The sequence below is a fragment of the Bacteroides sp. OM05-12 genome (genome assembly GCF_003438995.1).
Classification (GTDB): domain Bacteria; phylum Bacteroidota; class Bacteroidia; order Bacteroidales; family Bacteroidaceae; genus Bacteroides.
Map to the genome: position 1 here is coordinate 12,040 of NZ_QSUN01000002.1, position 19,935 is coordinate 31,974.

General features: G+C 39.7%; 13 protein-coding genes and 1 riboswitch. Of the genes, 5 read left to right on the plus strand and 8 right to left on the minus strand.

From position 1 onward, the window contains the following. Positions 1 to 3 precede the first annotated feature (3 nt). The gene (gene dnaN, locus DXB63_RS01970) at positions 4 to 1,128 is read right to left on the minus strand and encodes a DNA polymerase III subunit beta (RefSeq protein ID WP_122124706.1); all 1,125 of its coding nucleotides are present in this window, start codon (positions 1,126 to 1,128) and stop codon (positions 4 to 6) included. A 161-nt stretch (positions 1,129 to 1,289) separates the two neighbouring features. Between dnaN and DXB63_RS01975 the strand changes: the two genes are divergently transcribed. After that, positions 1,290 to 1,658 carry a DUF3127 domain-containing protein gene (locus DXB63_RS01975; protein ID WP_122124974.1) on the plus strand — a complete coding sequence of 123 codons (369 nt, stop codon included), beginning with the start codon at positions 1,290 to 1,292 and terminating at the stop codon, positions 1,656 to 1,658. Between the two features lie 526 nt (positions 1,659 to 2,184). On the opposite strand, the gene DXB63_RS01980 is transcribed toward DXB63_RS01975, so the two are convergent. Together DXB63_RS01980 and rho are read right to left on the minus strand one after the other, a co-directional pair. Beyond that, positions 2,185 to 3,648, minus strand: a complete 1,464-nt coding sequence (locus DXB63_RS01980) for a sulfatase (protein ID WP_122124707.1) — start codon at positions 3,646 to 3,648, stop codon at positions 2,185 to 2,187. A 122-nt stretch (positions 3,649 to 3,770) separates the two neighbouring features. Then, positions 3,771 to 5,780 carry a transcription termination factor Rho gene (gene rho, locus DXB63_RS01985; protein WP_122124708.1) on the minus strand — a complete coding sequence of 670 codons (2,010 nt, stop codon included), beginning with the start codon at positions 5,778 to 5,780 and terminating at the stop codon, positions 3,771 to 3,773. Between the two features lie 362 nt (positions 5,781 to 6,142). Between rho and DXB63_RS01990 the strand changes: the two genes are divergently transcribed. Together DXB63_RS01990 and DXB63_RS01995 are read left to right on the plus strand one after the other, a co-directional pair. Next, positions 6,143 to 7,852 carry a DUF4153 domain-containing protein gene (locus tag DXB63_RS01990; protein ID WP_122124709.1) on the plus strand — a complete coding sequence of 570 codons (1,710 nt, stop codon included), beginning with the start codon at positions 6,143 to 6,145 and terminating at the stop codon, positions 7,850 to 7,852. 7 nt (positions 7,853 to 7,859) lie between these two features. Continuing rightward, entirely contained in the window at positions 7,860 to 8,237 is a 378-nt protein-coding gene (locus tag DXB63_RS01995) for a RidA family protein (RefSeq protein ID WP_122124710.1), read from the plus strand. A 137-nt stretch (positions 8,238 to 8,374) separates the two neighbouring features. On the opposite strand, the gene DXB63_RS02000 is transcribed toward DXB63_RS01995, so the two are convergent. Further along, on the minus strand, positions 8,375 to 9,673 hold the full coding sequence (locus tag DXB63_RS02000; RefSeq protein ID WP_122124711.1) for a folylpolyglutamate synthase/dihydrofolate synthase family protein: 1,299 nt from the start codon (positions 9,671 to 9,673) through the stop codon (positions 8,375 to 8,377). 134 nt (positions 9,674 to 9,807) lie between these two features. On the opposite strand from DXB63_RS02000, the gene DXB63_RS02005 reads away from it, so the two are divergent. Together DXB63_RS02005 and DXB63_RS02010 are read left to right on the plus strand one after the other, a co-directional pair. Further along, positions 9,808 to 11,136 carry a PhoH family protein gene (locus DXB63_RS02005; RefSeq protein ID WP_122124712.1) on the plus strand — a complete coding sequence of 443 codons (1,329 nt, stop codon included), beginning with the start codon at positions 9,808 to 9,810 and terminating at the stop codon, positions 11,134 to 11,136. Positions 11,137 to 11,272: 136 nt separating this feature from the next. After that, the gene (locus tag DXB63_RS02010) at positions 11,273 to 13,177 is read left to right on the plus strand and encodes a nucleoside-diphosphate sugar epimerase/dehydratase (RefSeq protein WP_122124713.1); all 1,905 of its coding nucleotides are present in this window, start codon (positions 11,273 to 11,275) and stop codon (positions 13,175 to 13,177) included. A 116-nt stretch (positions 13,178 to 13,293) separates the two neighbouring features. Here the strand turns inward: DXB63_RS02010 and DXB63_RS02015 are convergent, their stop codons facing one another. The 4 genes from DXB63_RS02015 to DXB63_RS02030 all read right to left on the minus strand — a co-directional run bounded on the left by DXB63_RS02015 (position 13,294) and on the right by DXB63_RS02030 (position 19,625). After that, a complete protein-coding gene (locus DXB63_RS02015; RefSeq protein ID WP_122124714.1) occupies positions 13,294 to 14,667 on the minus strand; it encodes a tryptophanase in 1,374 nt (457 codons plus the stop codon). Positions 14,668 to 14,770: 103 nt separating this feature from the next. Continuing rightward, positions 14,771 to 16,768, minus strand: coding sequence for a YncE family protein (locus tag DXB63_RS02020; protein WP_233522733.1), 1,998 nt, complete (start codon positions 16,766 to 16,768; stop codon positions 14,771 to 14,773). A 5-nt stretch (positions 16,769 to 16,773) separates the two neighbouring features. Next, positions 16,774 to 18,792, minus strand: coding sequence for a TonB-dependent receptor (locus DXB63_RS02025; RefSeq protein ID WP_122124715.1), 2,019 nt, complete (start codon positions 18,790 to 18,792; stop codon positions 16,774 to 16,776). Between the two features lie 89 nt (positions 18,793 to 18,881). Next, positions 18,882 to 19,625, minus strand: coding sequence for a DUF4465 domain-containing protein (locus DXB63_RS02030; RefSeq protein ID WP_122124716.1), 744 nt, complete (start codon positions 19,623 to 19,625; stop codon positions 18,882 to 18,884). Positions 19,626 to 19,693: 68 nt separating this feature from the next. Beyond that, positions 19,694 to 19,901, minus strand: a riboswitch (cobalamin riboswitch). Between the last annotated feature and the right edge of the window lie 34 nt (positions 19,902 to 19,935).

Below are 19,935 nucleotides of genomic sequence, written 5' to 3' on the forward strand. Positions count from 1 at the left end.
TAATTAGTCGTTAAGCATCATCGGCATCAATAGCATCAGCAAATCTTCATTTTCTTCTTGTTCAACAGGGACTATTACTCCTGCACGAGATGGATCTGCCAATTCTATTACCACTTCCGTTGCAGAAATGTTGTTTAAGATGTCAATAAGGAATGTTGATTTGAAACCGATGCTCATCGGGTTACCGTCATATTGACAAGTCAATGATTCTTCTGCTGAGGTTGAGAAGTCAATATCTTGCGCTGAAATAACGATTTGGTTATTTTGCAGACGCAATTTAATAAGGCTGCTTGCTTGTGAAGAGAATACGGAAACACGACGCAATGCACTGATTAATTGCTGACGGTCGATGGTCACCTTATGTGGGTTATTCTGCGGAATAACAGAGTTATAGTTAGGATAACGTCCTTCAATCAGGCGACATACCATGCGGTAGTTCTCTAATGTAAGTACGGCATTACGGTCATCAAATTCTATAGTAACCGAACCGTTTTCTTTCGGAAGTAAGTTCTTGACAAGAGTAGCCGGTTTTTTCGGTAAAATGAAAGCTGCTCTTTCGTTGCCTTTAACAGCAGTAGTTCTGTTCTTGACAAGTTTATGTCCGTCGGATGCTACCATTGTAATGTCTTCAGTGGTAATATCGAAATAAACTCCGTTCATTACCGGACGAAGTTCGTCATCGGCTGTGGCAAAAAGTGTACGGTTAATACCGCACATAAGGATATTTGCATCTATTTCTACACGTACGGCACTTTCTCCGAGTGTTGCCGATTGTGGAAATTCATCTGCATTTTGTCCTACTACGCTATATTTACCGTTTTGATATAATACGGTAATTTCCAGATTATCCATGTTAATGTCAAAAGACAGCGGTTGTTCCGGAATTTCTTTTAGAGCATCAAGTATTGTTTTCGATGAAATAGCAAACTTTCCGTCTGAATCGCATTCGTTGGTTTCAAGGGAAGTGACCATGGTGGTTTCGTTGTCAGAAGCTGTAATGGACAAAGTTCCGTCTACCAATTGGAATAAAAAACAATCGAGGATAGGCAGCGTGTTCTTTGAATTAATAACACGGCTTATTGCCTGCAAATGGCTGAAAAGTGCTGTACTCGAAACAATAAATTTCATATTTGTATTTTATTTAATGATTATACTGAATATCTGTCGCACAAAATTATGAAAAAAGATTGGGTTAGCCTAACAAAAAGGGAATAAAAAAGCAATAAATAAATTAGTATCCTAAAGTAGAAAAGTGTATCTTCGCATCTTGAAAATTTAAAATGATAGACATGGAATTTAGTGGAAAGATTATTGCTGTACTTCCTTTACAAACAGGAATGGGACGAAACGGAGAATGGAAAAAGCAAGAATATGTGATAGAAACTCATGATCAATATCCTAAAAAAATGTGTTTTAACCTTTGGGGGGATAAGATTGATCAATTTGCAATACAAGCCGGAGAAGAAATGACTGTTTCTTTTGATATTGATTGCCGTGAATATAACGGACGCTGGTATAATGATATTCGTGCGTGGAAAGTGGAACGCGGACAAGGTGCTCCGATGGATGCTTCTGCTGCACCTATGGCCTCGATGGCTCCGACCGGTGCTCCTGCTGATTTCTCGGCAACAGATGAGAAAGACGATTTGCCTTTCTGATAGTTTGGTACTTGCTGTTTGAGAGATTACCCATAAATTTATTATATCCATTACCCGGTTCGGTTGTAATGGATATTTGTTTTTAGCATACGGTCCTTTGTTCGCAAACTCTTATCGTTTGCAAACAAAGGACCGTATGTTTGTTTTCAATCGACCGTATGTCTTTTTACGGATGTTGAAGTCCTTTAAGAATTATATCAGAGGGGGATTTTATGGCTTTTACCGCTGTTTTAAGCAAAACAAAATTACTTTAATTTGCCTTCACCTTATCACGATTTGATCCTTAGCTATTGAGGGATAGCTTGTTAGAGTGAAGGTGGCTTTTTTCGTGACAAGCGATAAAAGCTCTCCCTCTGTTTATAGAGGGAGTACCTCAGAAAGAGGGGAGGGAGTTTTCTTTTGAAGTTGAGAATTGTTCAATTGAGAATTAAAAATTCAGAATGGAAGAACTCCTCCGTCACTACGTGACACCTCCTCTATAAACAGAGGAGGAGCTTTAACTAAATAAACGGTATCCGGAAGTTATTTACTTCTTTCTTAGATCCCAAACACAACGTCCGGTATGATTAGGATAGCCTAACGGGTGACTTCTCCACTCTTTGTCGGCTTTAACCGTGCGACTGCGATAATCGTCTTTTGTACGAATTATGTAGTCGTTAAGCATAGCACGGTGTTCTGCAAGAACTTTGGCATATTCCGGAGATTTTGCTAGGTTATTGCGTTCTCCCGGGTCTTTTTGCAAATCATAAAGTTCTTCTCCGTTGCCTTCCAGGTAATGTGTGTATTTATAGCGCGGGCTGCGTACCATACGTCCCGGAGTTATTACATCGTCATATTCGCTATCCCACTCGGACACGACATAAGGATGCTCTTTTGTTTGCTTCTTTCCTTTTAAAGTAGGTGCGAAACTGATTCCCGGTTTGCCTTCTGGTATTGATATGCCGGCAAGGTCACAAAGGGTAGGCAGCAGGTCTATCGTTGGTGATACCAATTGAGTAATGTGCTTTTTTTGTTTCTTTATGCCCGGTCCTGCAAAAATGAAAGGAACATTTGTCATTTCATCATAAAAACTTGTTTGTTTTGTCACCATTCGGTGTGAAGCAATCCCGTCTCCATGGTCTGCCACAAATACGATAATGGTGTTTTTACCTGCAGGAGTAGAGTTTAATGCTTCAATAACCTGGTCTATTTGTTTCATTACCATATCCGTATAATAGTTATAGGCTGCAAGATAATGACGGTAGTTATCTTCGCTCCAATGAGCGGCTTGTGCCAGTCTTCTATGGCTGCAACAGGTATATTGAATCGGGATAGGAAGATTCTCCCAGTCCTTTACTTCAAAGTTTTCAGGTAGTTCGGGCAATGTTCCTGAATAAGGTTTGTTTATATGTTCTCCTTCATTAGCACCTACATATCCGCATATATTATGAGGATTTTGGAAGTCGGCAATACAGATAAATGGCTTTGAAGGTGGATTCTTTAAATAATTTACGGCATCTTTACAAGTACCTACGTCGAGGAAACTATCATTATTTACCGGGAAATTATCATCTTTGAACGGTTCTGCCACAGGTTCTTTGTGTTTGAAACCTCTTAAAGAGTTCATATCATGCCTTTTTCCAAAGTGCATTGCATCGTAGCCTGCCGTAGTAAATGCCTCTCCCAATGTTGTGATGTCGGTAGAGATTTCAGAATTGAAAGGTTCGGCAGAGTTAGAACGTACATTGGTTTGATGGGGCATCATACCACTCCATAATGCAGTTCTGGATGGTTGGCTGAGTGGGCAACCTACATAGGCATTTGCAAATACGACGCCCTCCGAAGCGTATTTATCTAAAGTTGGGGTTAGTCCGTAGGTACTTCCATATGCCCCGACTACACGTTGGGCTAACTGATCACATTGAATAATTAAGAAATTAGGTCGTTCCTGCGCATTGATACCGACAGTGGCACAGACAGAGAGTCCAAGAAACGGATAAAGGCTTCTCATAATAATTGATAGGGTTTAAGTTAATTAAATGCTGATATTTCCAATAAAAAATGGAAGTTACTCGGACAAAAATACGATTAATCCGAGAACTTCCAATTGTGGAATTATAACTTTCAGTTATTTTAAGAGTTCATGCTCATAAGGAATTCTTCGTTGTCACGAGTCTTTTCTAATCTGTCTTTTACAAAGTCCATAGCTTCGATAGGATTCATGTCCGACAAGTATTTGCGGAGAATCCACATACGGTCAAGTGTTTGCTTGTCAAGCAACAAATCGTCGCGACGTGTGCTTGAAGCCACAATATTAACAGCAGGGAAAATGCGCTTGTTAGATAAGTTACGGTCGAGCTGAAGCTCCATATTACCTGTTCCTTTAAATTCTTCAAAGATAACTTCGTCCATTTTAGAGCCGGTATCAATCAGGGCGGTAGCGACAATGGTTAATGAACCACCGTTTTCAATGTTACGTGCAGCTCCGAAGAAGCGCTTGGGCTTATGTAATGCATTGGCATCCACACCACCGGATAGGACTTTACCTGAAGCGGGGGAAACTGTGTTGTAAGCACGAGCCAGGCGGGTGATAGAGTCCAAGAAGATGACAACATCATGCCCGCATTCTACCATACGTTTTGCTTTTTCCAAAACAATTCCTGCGATTTTCACATGGCGTTCTGCCGGTTCGTCAAATGTAGAAGCAATAACCTCGGCATTAACGCTGCGAGCCATGTCGGTAACTTCTTCCGGACGTTCATCAATAAGAAGCATAATCATATACACTTCAGGATGATTGGCTGCTATGGCATTTGCAATATCTTTTAATAAGATAGTTTTACCGGTTTTTGGTTGTGCTACGATTAGTGCACGTTGCCCTTTACCGATAGGAGCGAACAGGTCTACAACGCGTGCAGAAAGATTATCGCTGTATCCGCCTTTGCAAAGTTTGAATTTCTCATCAGGGAATAGAGGTGTTAAGTGGTCGAAAGGTACACGGTCGCGCACGAATGCCGGGTCTCTGCCATTTATCTTTTCTACTTTAACAAGCGGGAAATATTTTTCGCCTTCTTTCGGTGGACGAATAGAACCTTCTACGACATCGCCGGTCTTTAATCCGAATAATTTAATTTGGGATTGCGATACATAGATGTCATCCGGTGAAGAAAGGTAATTATAGTCGGATGAGCGTAAGAAACCGTATCCGTCCTGCATGATTTCCAATACGCCGGTTCCGGTCAGAATACCGTCGAATTCATACGGCTTTTCTATTTGACGACGTTCTTGCTGTTGCGGTTGTTGCATTTCGCCTTCCTGTCCTTGTTGAACCGGACGGTTGTTTTGCGGACGTTGGTTGTTGTTACGCTGATTATTATTATTGTTGTTATTATAATTGTTTTGCGGACGAACAACTTTTGGGCGTTGTTGCTGCTGTTGGGCAGGTATAACAGGAACTTCCGCTTTTGTAGCTTCAAACTTACCGAGAAGTTCACTTGGCAATTCTACTTTTTCTGATGGTAAGTCCTCAATCGGAATAAAATCATCATCGTTGTCATCGAGAGGTAGCTCTAATTCCTGAATGATTTCCTTCTTTATAGGCTTCTCTATTTTCTTTTCTTCAACCGGTGATGCTACTTTTTTAACTGCTTTCTTAGGCTTTTTGTTTTCTTCAACCGGTTCTTTTACCGGTGTTTCCGGTACTGAAGTTTTTACAGTTTCAGTTTCAGGCTGTTTCTCTTCTGCACTTTTAGCTTCAACACTTTTGGTAGTAGCTTTTTTGGTTGTCTTGCTTTTTGTCGTTTTAGCTTTTACCGTTTTAGGCTCTTCTGCTGGTCGTTCTACGACTTCTTTCGGAGTGACAGCTACCACCGGTTCCTCTATTTTTACGGCTTTGTCTTTATTGGCCGTATAAACCTTGTCTCCTTCTTTTTTTACGGAGATACGTGAACGTTGTTTCTTCTGCCCTTCTTTGGCTTTCTCTGATGCCACTTTTTTGGTTGCTCCGGCAATTGCTTGTTCATCTAATATCTTATAAACCAAATCTTCTTTTTTGAAAGAGTCCGGCTTTTTGATACCCAATTCCGATGCAATAGATTGTAGTTCCGACAGATCTTTGTCGTTTAATTGAATAATGTTATACATACGTATAATGTAATGTTAGTAATATGTTTATTTTTGCAATACACAGATGAATCTTTTTATCGTGTTGCCACAACGCTTAAAACATATGTGTAATTAATGTTTTTGGGATAATATTTATTGATTGTGAGTCAGATACCTCATACTCTTAGGTAGAGCACTTCTTGGTTTTAGACTTGGCAAATGTACGCAATTATTTTATACCAGCATTGTTTTAACGCTTTTTTTTAAATATTTTTTTGTGTACTATTCTTTCTTTCCTTGTAACGAACGTTAATAAGCGTGGAATTGTTCACCGGAAATAAAGAATTGTTGGTAGAAATAACCTATTTTAGCGGAATAAATTTGCAAACGGATATAGTATAATGGAAAACAGACTAAAGAAAGCAGGGCAAGAGTTAGCTAAAATGAGTGTTTATGCGCCGATGGAGATTTTTATCGGAGTTACTTTTTTTATTCTGTGGATTATCTATCAAAATATTGATGAAGGATATTCTTATGACAGTGTATTGGCACTGTGTCCGCAATTCTTTGTATTGACGTTTATCTGCAATAAATTGTTTCGGAACGGATTGGGGCGTATTATTTATTATCTGTCCGGTTTCTTGCTTTTTATGTTTGTTATGGCGAATGTGGACGCTTTTGTGCATTCGGCGGGCTATTGGTTCTCACTTTTGATTGCTTTTCTTGTTCTTATTTCTTATGGATGGTATCGGGATAATGAACGTTTTGCTGCTCATGCCGTCCGTGTACTTTTGAATATTTTCTCTGCGGTGTTCATAGCGTATGCCCTCTGTCTGGCTGTTGTGGCTATTTATGCTTCTATTATTTATATCTTTAGTATAGACTTTCTAAAAGACTTTGACTTTTACAGTTATATTTTGAGTTTCTCAAACTTCGTATCTTTACCTTTGGCATTTGTCTACTTTGACAAGAAGGAACAGGAGCCGGATTTTCATTCTTCGAGAGTTTTTGATATACTGATGAATTTTATTTTCTCTCCGGCAATAATTGTCTATACGGTCATCTTGTATATCTACTTTGCTAAGATTGCCGTTCTTTGGGAATTGCCTAAAGGCCAGGTGGCATATATGGTATTTGCTTTTGTGTTGAGCGTGGTGATAGGTAAAGCCTGTCAGCCGCTTTTGTACCGGAGATTTTATGATTGGTTTTATCGTTATGCCAGCTTTATCTCTTTACCCCTGTTTGTGATGTTTTGGGTCGGGGTAGGCTATCGGATAAATGAATACGGATTTACGGAGGAGCGTGTCTACCTTGTATTATTAGGCGGACTGACTACGCTTTGTATGCTCTTTTTTCTGACAAAAGTGTTGGGAAAGTATTTATATATAGCTTTAATTGCTATTTTTGTTCTCTCGATATTTACCTTTATCCCTGCTGTTTCTGCGAAGCGGATAGGACTGGTCTCACAGACGAAGCGGTTGGACAAAGTGATAGAGAAGCTGGGAATTGCGGATTCTTCAGGTCTTTTGCATCGTATTCACGCAGATAATGATACGGTTTATAAGAGGGAATACAAAGAACTGTATGGTGCGTTCAGATATGTTGCCGGACAAAGGAGTGAAGCATATATGATGGCTCATTATGGTGTGGATGGTGCTTTTGATTTGAGAAAGAAGATTATTCCCGGTAGTTTGGATAATTATGTGACGTGGGGAGGGGAGATTGATTCTCAATCTGAAGAGAGATTCATTACTTTCGGGGCTTGGACGGATATTGAGGGCTTTACCGGATTATATGATCTTGATGTAAGTCCCGAATATTCTAACGGTGATTATAAGGTAACAAAGGGAATGTATACTTTTCGTTTTAAGAATGGTACGTTAACTTTGAAAGATACTTTGGGTAATATGGCAGTTCAGGACATGAATCAATATGTTAACGGTATATTAAGAGGCATGAAGTCTTTGGGAGATATGCCGGATTCATGCAGAGAGCGTTTGCATTATGTAGATACGGATTTGGGACGTATTGTGTTCAGCAGTCTCACGCTTTCCGGCGATAGTATATATAAGGTGGATTATTTGAGAGCAGATTATTTATTAACCAAATAAAGAAAATATGAAAAAAGTAATTTTTAGTGATAAGGCTCCTGCTGCGATAGGACCTTACAGTCAGGCAATAGAAGCAAACGGAATGATATTTGTATCGGGACAACTTCCGGTTGATGCCAAAACAGGGGAATTTGTTCCGGGTGGTGTATCGGAACAAGCACGTCAGTCGTTAGAAAACATCAAGCATATTCTTACTGAAGCAGGATTGACGATGGCAGATATTGTTAAAACTACGGTATTCTTGTCTGATATGTCGCTCTTTGCGGAAATGAACGCTGTGTATGCTACCTATTTTGAAGGAGCTTTTCCTGCTCGTTCGGCTGTGGCTGTGAAAGCATTACCGAAAGGTGCTTTGGTGGAAATCGAGTGTATTGTTGCCCGTTAGTATGACCGGATACAGTCAAAAGGACGATTGAATCGTTTCAGCAGGGACATCCTTGCGTTTAGGCAAGGGAAGCCTGTCGTTCAGGCTTGGGCAAACGACAGGCTTCCCTTGGTGAAACGATTCAATCGTCTTGATATTTATTCTTGATAACAATAATCTTTTAGTAAATCCGCAACGATAAAACTGCTTCCGCCTACGAAGATAAAATCATTTTCTTGTGCGTTTTCTTTTGCAGCTTCCAGAGCTTGTGATACGGTGGGGTAGCGTTTTCCTTTCAGTCCGGATTTGTCGGCCAATAGTTGCAGTTCGTCTTCCGGTAAAGCACGTTTTACACTGGCACGTGTAAAGTAATATGTAGCGTCTTTAGGAAGCATGGCAAGTACGCCGCTTATATCTTTGTCATTTACCATACCTATTATTATATGTAATTGACGGTAAGTCTGATAATTGATTAATTGTTCTACAATATAAGATATGCCTCCCGTGTTGTGTCCGGTGTCGCAGATGATGGTAGGGTGTTCCCCTATTTTCTGCCAGCGTCCCATCAATCCTGTTAAGTTTGTGACTTCGGCGAATCCTTTGCGAACATCGTTCTCGAACAATTTAAATCCCTTTTTGTTTAATTGGCGAATAGCCGAGAGCAGTGTATTCGTGTTTTTTAATTGGCACAGACCGCCCAGCTTTCCGTTTAAAGCAGCATAATCTTCCGTTTGGTAAACCCATTGCCCGTTTTCATCTTTGCGTGCGTCATGGAGCAGGTGCTCTTCTTCCGCAAACAAGATGGGAGCACCAACTTTCTGTGCCTTATTGATGAACACAGGCTTTGTTTCCGGAGTCGTTTCTCCGATAATAACAGGGATGCCGCCTTTGATGATGCCGGCTTTCTCGCTTGCTATTTCAGCCAATGTGTTTCCTAAGAATTGGGTATGGTCAAAACTGATGTTGGTGATGATGCATAATTCCGGCGTGATGATATTGGTGCAGTCCAATCTGCCTCCCAAACCTACTTCTATGATTGCAACATCAACTTTTTCCTCTTCAAAATACTTGAAAGCCATGGCTGTAGTCAGTTCAAAGAAAGATGGCGCCAGGGGCTCGAAGAATGAACGGTATTTATCAACAAAATCCACAACGAATTCTTCCGGGACGGTTTTCCCATTTATGCGGATACGTTCCCGAAAGTCTACCAAGTGCGGTGAAGTATATAATCCGGTCTTGTACCCGGCGCTTTGAAGTATCGCAGCCAACGTGTGCGAGCAGGAACCTTTCCCATTGGTACCTGCCACATGGATGGTTTTGAACTTCCGATGAGGATGCCCGAAATATTCGTCTAAGGCATAAGTGTTGTCCAAACCTTCTTTGTAGGCGGATGAACCGATTTGTTGAAACATCGGAACACTCTCATATAAATAGGTCAAAGTCTCTTGATAATTCATCGTTTTATAATATTTAACAGCGAACCGGGTTCACTGTCTTATTAAAATAACTATATTAGTTGCATGATTAACTGCTACCTTTGGCGTTAATCATAAATCGATTGCAAATATCAACATTTTAAATCTAAGAAAGTATGGGCAAGAAGAAAAATTTTGTTTTGGATACAAATGTAATCCTGCACGACTATAATTGTCTGAAGAATTTTCAGGAAAATGATGTTTATCTTCCTATTGTTGTCTTAGAAGAGGTAGATAAGTTTAAGAAAGGTAATGAACAGATAAACTTTAATGCCCGTGAGTTTGCCCGTGAGTTGGATGAGATCACCGCCGACTGTAATTCACTGGAAGGTGGAGTAAGCTTGGGCGAAGGTATGGGGAAACTCTTTGTGATTGTCAAAGAAGCAAACTCGAAACGGGTGAGAGACGCTTTTATGGAGCGTAAGCCGGATCATGATATTTTGGAAGTTGCAGACTGGTTATTGGAAAGAGATAAGAAAAAATCTACTATCCTCGTTACCAAAGATGTGAATCTGCGTATGAAAGCGCGCTCTTTGGGTATTCCTTGTGAAGATTATATTACCGATAAAGTAATCAATATCGATATCTTTGAGAAATCCAATGAGGTATTTGAGGGCATTGATCCCACTTTAATCGACCGTATTTATTCTACTAAAGAAGGGATTGATATCAGTGAATTTGATTTTCAGTCTGTTATTAAACCTAACGAATGTTTCATTTTGAAGAGTGATCGTTCCAGTGTCTTGGCACGTTATAATCCGTTTACGCATTGCGTGCATAAAGTCAATAAAGGGAAATATTATGGTATTGAGCCACGAAATGCAGAACAGAGCTTTGCTTTTGAAATCTTGAATGATCCGGAGATAAAGCTGGTTGCTTTAACAGGGAAAGCGGGTACGGGTAAGACATTACTTGCTTTGGCGGGAGCATTAGGACAACTAAACGACTATAAGCAGATATTGCTTGCACGGCCTATTGTAGCACTGTCTAATAAAGACTTGGGATTCTTGCCGGGCGATGCAAAAGAGAAGGTAGCTCCTTATATGCAGCCTCTATTCGATAATCTGAATGTAATAAAGAGACAATTCTCAGCTAACTCTGCGGAAGTGAAACGATTGGACGATATGCAGAAGAGTGAACAATTGGTCATTGAGGCTTTGGCATTTATTCGCGGACGTAGCTTATCTGAAACTTATTGCATTATAGATGAGGCTCAAAACCTGACTCCTCATGAAGTAAAAACCATCATAACCCGTGCCGGTGAAGGAACAAAAATTGTGTTTACCGGAGATATCCAGCAGATAGACCAACCCTATCTCGACAGTCAATCCAATGGATTGGTTTATATGATAGACAAAATGAATGGACAAAATATATTTGCACATGTGAATCTGGTGAAAGGAGAGAGAAGTGCTCTCAGTGAGTTGGCAAGTAATCTGTTATAATCACTGAATTCAATGATATCCTTTGTACGACGGGCTATTTTTATTGAATAGTCCGTCGTTTATTGTTGATTTTAGGTTTCGATTAATAAAAAATATTCTATCTTTGCGTCCTATTATAAACAATCATAAAATAAAAATGAGAACTAAGCTGTTTCGTAAATATCTATCAACAAAGGTTCTGCCTATCTGGGCTATTTTGTTATTGGATATTGCTCTAGTTATCTTATCGTGTTTGGTAGCATTTTTCCTCCGTTATGATGTGGATGGGATAGTGGATGAATCAACATCAGTAGAAAAGTTTTTACTGATAGCTGTTGTTGTTAATGTCTTCTTTTTCCGTTGCTTCCGTACATATTTAGGAGTTCTGAGATACTCTTCGTTCGTAGATATTATGCGAATCTTTGTTTCCTTGACAATAGGTTATATCGTACTTATATTGGGAAACTCTCTTCATTATGTTATTGAAGGCGGTAAACTATTGCCGGATAGCGTAATCTTTATGGCTTATATACTGAACTTTACCTTGATGGCGTGCTCACGTATTGTTGTGAAGTTAATGTATGAATCGGTTCATTTTGATGGTCGTCGCAGTGTGAATGTATTTATATATGGAGCAAAAGAAGCCGGAATTAATATTGCGAAGTCATTGCGTGTCAACTTAAAGAACCGTTATCGCTTGCGCGGGTTTATTGCCGATGAATCTGAATTGATAAATAAAGTGATGATGGGAGTCAGGGTATATCCGAATGATGACTATTTATTGGATACGATTGATGACCGTGGTGTTAGTGTGGTTATCGTATCGCCTGCAAAGATGGAGACTTTAACGGGTACTGATCTTGTCGATACTTTGTTAACGCATCACGTAAAACTACTTACTGCTCCTCCGTTGAGCGAATGGAACGGACAGACAATAGATCATACCCAGCTAAAAGAAATACAGATTGAAGACTTACTTCCTCGTGAACCGATAGAGGTGGATATGATGAAGATTGCATCACATTTGGAAGGAAAGCGCGTGCTTATTACCGGTGCTGCGGGTTCTATCGGTAGTGAGATAATGAGGCAGGTTGCTTCTTTCAATCCTTATAAATTAATTTTGATAGACCAGGCAGAGACTCCTTTGCATGATATCCGTTTGGAATTGCAGGATTATTGGCGTAATATAGATGCAGTTACTATTATTGCGGACGTATCCAATCAAGGACGGATGGAAGAAATATTTAAAGAATACCGTCCCCAATATATTTTCCATGCAGCAGCTTATAAACATGTCCCGATGATGGAAGATAATGTATCCGAATCTATTCGTGTGAATGTGATGGGTACTCGTATTGTTGCAGATTTGGCGGTGAAATATAATGCGGAGAAGTTTGTAATGATATCTACGGATAAGGCTGTGAATCCGACCAATGTGATGGGATGTTCCAAGCGTTTGGCTGAGATTTATGTGCAGTCTTTGGCCAAGAAATTACAATCAGAGGGTGATAGTTCCGTGAAGTTTATTACAACACGTTTTGGTAATGTGTTAGGCTCTAATGGCTCTGTTATTCCTCGCTTTAAAGAACAAATACAAAGAGGTGGGCCTGTTACGGTGACACATCCTAATATTATCCGCTATTTTATGACGATACCTGAAGCTTGCCGTTTGGTTCTGGAAGCAGGAAGTATGGGCAACGGCGGTGAAATATATATCTTTGATATGGGGCATCCGGTTAAGATAGTAGATTTGGCGAAGCGTATGATTTCTCTTTCCGGACGTAGTGATGTCAAGATTGAGTTTACAGGGCTTCGTCATGGCGAGAAGTTGTATGAAGAACTTCTGAACACTAAAGAACTAACAAAACCTACTTATCATAAGAAAATAATGATTGCAACAGTGCGTGAATATGATTATGATGAAGTAAAGGTGCGTATACAAAAGCTGATTGATGAAAGCTATTCATATGATCAGATGCGCATCGTCGGAGCAATGAAAGATATTGTTCCAGAGTTTATCAGTAAGAATTCTTGTTTTGAGGTGTTGGATAAGAAGTCATAGTTCGTATTTATCAGATATAAAAAATCTGCTAGTAATCTTTACTAGCAGATTTTTTTATGGATTATATCAAGTGTTTATCTGTTGTTGAAATAGATAAACTGTTTCTCGATAATTATTTAAAGTCTTTCTAACTGTACCGTAAAGTGGCGCATCAATGGGGCTTCCCATGCGATACGTACTCCTCTCGTAATACTTTCACGACGGTCATATACATTCTTTAGAGCTACAGCAATGACATCCATGTGATTATTGGTGTATACTCTTCTAGGTATGGCAAGACGCAATAGATCCAAACCTCCGAAACGGTTTTCGCGTGTTACAGGATCACGGTCTGCCAACAAGTATCCTATTTCACATCCTCTGATACCTGCTTCCAGATAAAGTTCTACGGTCAATGTTTGAGCGGGGAACTCTTCTTTAGGGACACAAGTCAACACTTTAGGAGCATCGACAAAGATAGCGTGCCCACCTGCAGGACGTTGATAAGGAATACCGAATTCATCTAATTTGTCGGCGAGGTATTGTACTTGACGGATACGCGTTTCCAAATTATCAAATTCCGTGTTTTCATCCAGCCCGATAGCCAAAGCATTCATGTCGCGACCGTTCATACCACCGTAAGTGAGATAGCCTTCAAATTGTACACAGAATCCTTTTGCTCCATCGTACCATTCTTGTTTACGTGTAGCAATGAAACCGCCCATATTTACGATACCGTCTTTCTTAGCACTCATGGTCATACCATCTGCCAAGTCAAACATTTCGCGGGTGATTTCTTTGATTGTTTTGTTTTCGTAACCTTTTTCACGTGTCTTTATAAAGTATGCGTTTTCAGCAAAGCGTGCAGAGTCAAAAATTACAGGCTTATTATATTTATCGGCGAGAGCACGTACTTCACGAAGATTCTGCATGGAAACCGGTTGTCCGCCTGCCGTATTATTGGTGATTGTGACAATGATAAATGGAATGCGGTCACTATATTCCTGCAATGCTTTCTCCAATTTTTTCGGATCTACGTTTCCTTTGAAAGGAACTTCCAGTTGAGTGTCTTTAGCTTCGTCTATGGTGCAATCCAAGGCAATAGCTTTGCGTCCTTCGATATGTCCTTTAGTTGTGTCGAAGTGAGAGTTTCCCGGTACAATATTCCCTTCTTTAACGAGATAAGAGAATAATACATTTTCTGCTGCACGTCCTTGGTGAGTAGGGATAACATATTCAAAGCCGGTAAGCTTCGTAATCATGTCTTTCAATTTAAAGAAAGATGTTGCACCTGCGTAACTTTCATCCCCTAACATCAAGCCTGCCCATTGGCGGTCGCTCATCGCTCCTGTTCCTGAATCAGTGATTAAATCAATATACACTTGTTCGGCTTTAAGCTGAAAAACATTGTAATGTGCTTCTTTAATCCATTGTTCTCTTTCGGCGCGTGTGCTTTTCCGAATGGGTTCTACCATCTTGATTTTCCAAGATTCTGCAAAAGGTAATTCCATACTAGATTTTTTATAGTAGTTAATATTTATGATGAAGCGAAGTTACGTTTTAATATCATAAAATCCAATTATATTTTCGAAAAAATGTATGGAGATAGTATACTTATTCGTATGACAACCGTTCGATTCCCTGTACTTCTGTTGATAGTTCTCCTACGGCTCCGGATGGAATCTGTTGATTGACTGCCGTATAAATGCGTATAAAGTCTATGGCATCCAGTTGTACCTGATTCCCGTTAGAATCTATTGCCCAATCAATTTTGAATTTACTTCCGTCGCTATTGTTAGGTTGATTATCCGCATAACCGTATTTATAGGAAGACATCACCCATTTATTAAGAGAATTGTCAAAGAATCCGTTATCCGGAAGCCGTGAACCTTTGAATGTAAGAGTGGATGCTGTGATCCACGAAGGGTAATAACTTTGATCGTGAATTGTTTTTGTTATATATCCTTCTTCGCCTTGATTGTCTGTCCAGCGTATCCGATTAGGTTCGATGTCTGACTTATAATAAGTAATTTCATAATTGTGAATTGTCCGAGGATTATCATATTCAGAACCTTTCAACTCGTACCATTCATCATCCGGTAGTCCATTTCCATTTGTGTCTTTGGAAACGAGGACAATGCCGGGTTCGGCACTACCGTCAAATGCATTGCCGAGTATTCTGAAATCGTATTTTCCTGTGTGATTGAGAATCGGACTGTCAAAACCGACTGTTATATATCCGCCGAAACCTCCCAAACTTACCAATGAACCCTGTTCGAGTCTTTGTAAACATTTGGCACACATTGTCGTCTCATCGTCTCCTTCTTCATAAGGGGGGAGCTCATTGACAAACTGGCCCGCAGCAGGCATGTACTCGAATACTTTGGTAATACAATTGGATGCCGTAGAACCATTATTCGGGTCATCCGGTAGTTCCTGATAAGGAGCGTCTGTGAAAACGATGGAGTTCGGGTTTATACCTTTCGCGTCAATGGTAAATTTGTAATGACCGTTTTTATCGAAACAAACCACTGAACCGTTTACCGTATAATTCTGTGCATCACAGATGTACACGTCCTCATTGATAGGATTGACAGCTATTTCATAGATGTGTGTGAATTCTGTTTTATCTTTGACAAAGTTATCGTCAATAATCTGACCGGTACGTGTGTCCATGACTTGAATACTTTCCTGCTTGGAATTATAGCTGTACATATAAGCTTTATATCCGGAGATGGTAAAGCTGAGCACCGGAAGATGATAGGTTGTGATAACTTCGTCTGTTTCACTGTCTATACGGTGTAAGTGACAGTCATAATCTCCTGATGATTCATCGTATCTTCCTCTTGATACTATATATATATTACCCATGACATCTGCATGTATTGTTCCGGGGTTTTCACCTACTTCTATTCTTTTTATTTCTGTGAATGTTTCTGTGTTGATAACAGACACGGTATTATCCGGATTGTTTTGGTTCAGACCACCGGAGTTGGAAACATATACCTTACCGTTGGCAGTGCATATTCCATCGGGGTTACGTCCCACTGTTATGTATTTCTCAATATTGAGAGTTGTGGTATCTATTTGTGCTACGGTGCCGTCAAAACTGCATATATAGGCTTTATTCTTATAGAAGGCAGCATATCGGGGTTGCCTGCCGATACCTCCCTCATTAAAAAGAGGAATCTGTTTCAATGATTTTCCGGTATTTAAGTCCATGACTTCTATCTGGCTGGATACATTGACAACACACCATAACTTAGAACCGTAACGTTGCAAGTCATTGGCGGTATCACCTAGTTTTCTTCCGTTTTGCTTCTTAAAGAAATCATAACTGGTCTTATCATTTCCACGTTTGTCTTCATCCTGAAACGAAACCATCTCGCCTTTAGTGAAGTCATAGTAAGACAGACTGCTGTTGTTCGTGTTGAATAGCCCTTCGCATAAGATATACATACCGGATGTTTGCGTGTCTGTAGGAGTGTCACCTCCGTCTTCCCAAACAATCTTATCATCGCATGAAGCTAAAAGAATAAAGAGCAACATAAAGAGAGATTGCCATCTCACAGGATTTATTCTAATCTTATATATAAAAGTATATCTATTCATTGACTTTAATATTTAAAGATGATACTGCCTCTGAATTGTCTTCCGGGCATAGGGTAATTCTTAACTACTTCGTATCTTTCGTTCGTGAAATTCAGTGCCTCTACTTGTGCACTTAAACTGCATTTTTTAAGTTCGAAAGTACGGTATAATGATAAACTATGTTCATGATAGCCCTCCATGCGATATTCGGATGAATTATATTGGTTGCAATAGCGTTCGCCGGATACCAGAACGGTATACCCGACACTTATCCATGGCATATCCAGATTCATGCGTATAGAGCCGGAATGACGGGGGGTGTAAGGTATTTGATGATTGTAAGTGGCTTTATAAGGCATTATATTTTTATCTGTTTTATCTAGTGCACGCTGCCACGTATAGTTTCCCGTCATATATAAATGTATATCCTTATAGAGATTAAAATTTAGTTGGGCATTTATTTCCGTCCCTTTAATATCTACACGACCTATGTTCATCATACTCCAGATAAACAGATTCTTGGTAGGCATTGCTACAATTTTATCTGTTATCCGGTTATAGAAAGCATCGGCGGACAAGGAAATAGAGGATAAGAATGTACTTGTTTGTTTTATCCAGCTTACCCCGGCATTTAGTTCGGTGGCTTTTTCCGGCAGGAGATTGCGTGTACCTACCGTGCCGTAATAAAGGTCATTGAAAGTAGGCAAGCGGAAAATATCTTTGTAAAACAGCCGGATACGCAGTTCTTCTTGCTTAAATGGTTGAACGGACAAACTGACGGAAGGAGACAGCCGTTGCCTGTTTGGAGCGGGGTTGCCTTGCTTGACGGTTTCTTTGGTCAGAGTCGATAACAAATGTGCTGTTGCCGTAAAACGTTCTAAAACGTATTTTGCTGCCAATACATTTAATAAGGTATATCGTGTTGGTACGGCAAAATCCGTAAGGTCGGCACGCATATGATTAATGCTACCGTCATTGGCTAATGAAAAAGAGAGGTGGGAGGTGGGGCGATACATAACCGTTGCAGAGAGATAATATTCATTCTGGTAATAATGGTTATCCTCGAAACCATTGATATTATGTATTGACGGATCGTTATAACGATTAAACGACCGGTTGAATTTTGCATTTGTCAATAAAGACCACTGATTATTGAAACGGTTCTCATAACCGGATTGTACAAAGAAGTTCTTGTCCCAAAGTCTTTGTCCGGCATACTTGTTATATAAGATGTTGGTAGGAAGACCACGTTCCGATTGATAATAATAGGCTTTCAGGTTTGCTTTCCGATGTTCTCCGAAAGTTCCGTAAATATTTGCTTCGGCTTTGAAACTTTCAACGTCGGAGTTCTCCCGGTGACGTTTCTCCGTGGCATCACCATTGATTAATGTATAAGGATAAGCACCGTTTATATGTAAATAATCCAAGGAAGCGGAAGAAGAGAAATTCTTATTCCAGCGATTTTCGATGTGTATGTTGGGATTTACCAATCCGAAACTTCCTGCCTTTAATGAGGCATTGAGGTTCGTTTTTTTTCGGATGAATTGAGGCGTAAGTGTATTGATGTAAAGCACTCCTGCTGCGGAGAACAAACGTGCCGGTTGAAAGATATTATCACTTTGTCCGCTTGTCAGGCTCACTGCATCTACATTATCGAGTGACAGTTTTCCTAAGTCTATCTGTCCGGTTTGAGCATCTGTGATTGCTATTCCGTCATAAGCAACAGCCGTATGTGCAGCACCCAAACTTCGTACGGAGATTGTTTTTAATCCCCCGATACCTCCGTAGTCTTTTATTACTACTCCGCTAAACAGTTTTGCAGCATCGGATACTTGCATTGCACCGTTCTGCCGGAGTTTGTCGGCATTAAGAATTTGTAGGGGAGTAGTAGAACGAAGTTCTTTCATTTTCCTGTTTTCTTTTACTACCACTTCATCTATTTTATAGACATGAGTAGTATCTATTCGTTGCTGTGCTTTCGCTTGATAAAAGATGCAGCCGACAAATAGGACCTGAAAAAGCAGAAAAGATCGAAATAGCTTCATTTTTGTTTATGCACGTATATTTACCATTTAGAACAGAGTAAAGAATCTAATAGACAAGATTCCTTTACTCCGTTCTGAATTATAATATGTTAGAGTTCGATGGTCAATTGATCCATACTGAAATATGCCGGAGTGTTCATCCCCCATTCTCCATTGTCAGAAGAAGACAGGCTGAAGGTTATTTTATCAACCGTGCCAAGAGCAGATAAGTCCACTAAAGTCCATGTGTTTATGATAGTTCCGTCTTTGGCTAAATAGAAATCGACCTTACCGGTTTCTTTATCTGTTAAACTTCCGGTAATGGTCAACTTAAACCAATCGTCTGCAGTGAACTGTTTGGTGTTATTATCACCATTTTTCATAGACAAGTAAGAATAAGTTGTATTTGTGAAATAAGCACTTTTTAATTTGTGAGAAGCATTGTTGGCGAACTTAATAGCGTGTTGGTTCATGCCATCGATAAATGCGGTAACGTAAGTATCTCCATTTACACCTTTTCCGGTAATGGCTGCAATACTGTTTGTTGTTGTAATGTCAGTCTTGTTTGTGTAAGTGAAACCGCCGGATAAAGAATATTTTCCGGAACCTACCCAATCGGCACTATAGTTATCGAAAACAAATGTTTTTGTATTGTCAGTAAATGTGCTGGTATAGACACTTCCAAACTCGTTGTTAGTATCCGTTCCGTTGCTTTCATTACTTAAATACTCACTGTTAGGTTCGATAAGCATTCCTTTAAAACTGCATGTGATGTTGTTCTCATCATCATCATTGTTACAGCTACTAAAAGCTACAATCATGGCAAGCGCCATTAAAGATAAAATCTTTTTCATTTCTAAATAATTAAAATAAATAAGTGATTAAAATATATATATGTACTAATTCTCATTCCTCGCAAGTATTAGTCGCATAAAAGCATGGCAGGTCTTCTGACTTGTTCCTGTTGGCAGACTCCTTCCCGAACCTTTTGTTCAGTGGTGTGAGTATTTGCCTGCAACATACTATTGGAACTTACAGCAGCGGGACTGTCCAGGACTTTCACCTGATTCCCTTTTAATCACTTTTCTCTAATATAGAGAAGTCTGTGAACCAATGCGGTGCAAAGATATGAAATTTATCAGTAAAAGTGATGATGACAGCTAA

Coding starts and splice junctions, on each gene's coding strand:
- DXB63_RS01980 (WP_122124707.1), bottom strand. CDS start 3,648: ATGAGAAGCCTTTATCCGTTTCTTGGACTCTCTGTCTGTGCCACTGTC.
- DXB63_RS02020 (WP_233522733.1), bottom strand. CDS start 16,768: ATGAATAGATATACTTTTATATATAAGATTAGAATAAATCCTGTGAGA.
- DXB63_RS02000 (WP_122124711.1), bottom strand. CDS start 9,673: ATGAATTATCAAGAGACTTTGACCTATTTATATGAGAGTGTTCCGATG.
- DXB63_RS02010 (WP_122124713.1), top strand. CDS start 11,273: ATGAGAACTAAGCTGTTTCGTAAATATCTATCAACAAAGGTTCTGCCT.
- rho (WP_122124708.1), bottom strand. CDS start 5,780: ATGTATAACATTATTCAATTAAACGACAAAGATCTGTCGGAACTACAA.
- DXB63_RS02015 (WP_122124714.1), bottom strand. CDS start 14,667: ATGGAATTACCTTTTGCAGAATCTTGGAAAATCAAGATGGTAGAACCC.
- DXB63_RS01975 (WP_122124974.1), top strand. CDS start 1,290: ATGGAATTTAGTGGAAAGATTATTGCTGTACTTCCTTTACAAACAGGA.
- DXB63_RS01995 (WP_122124710.1), top strand. CDS start 7,860: ATGAAAAAAGTAATTTTTAGTGATAAGGCTCCTGCTGCGATAGGACCT.
- DXB63_RS01990 (WP_122124709.1), top strand. CDS start 6,143: ATGGAAAACAGACTAAAGAAAGCAGGGCAAGAGTTAGCTAAAATGAGT.
- dnaN (WP_122124706.1), bottom strand. CDS start 1,128: ATGAAATTTATTGTTTCGAGTACAGCACTTTTCAGCCATTTGCAGGCA.
- DXB63_RS02025 (WP_122124715.1), bottom strand. CDS start 18,792: ATGAAGCTATTTCGATCTTTTCTGCTTTTTCAGGTCCTATTTGTCGGC.
- DXB63_RS02005 (WP_122124712.1), top strand. CDS start 9,808: ATGGGCAAGAAGAAAAATTTTGTTTTGGATACAAATGTAATCCTGCAC.
- DXB63_RS02030 (WP_122124716.1), bottom strand. CDS start 19,625: ATGAAAAAGATTTTATCTTTAATGGCGCTTGCCATGATTGTAGCTTTT.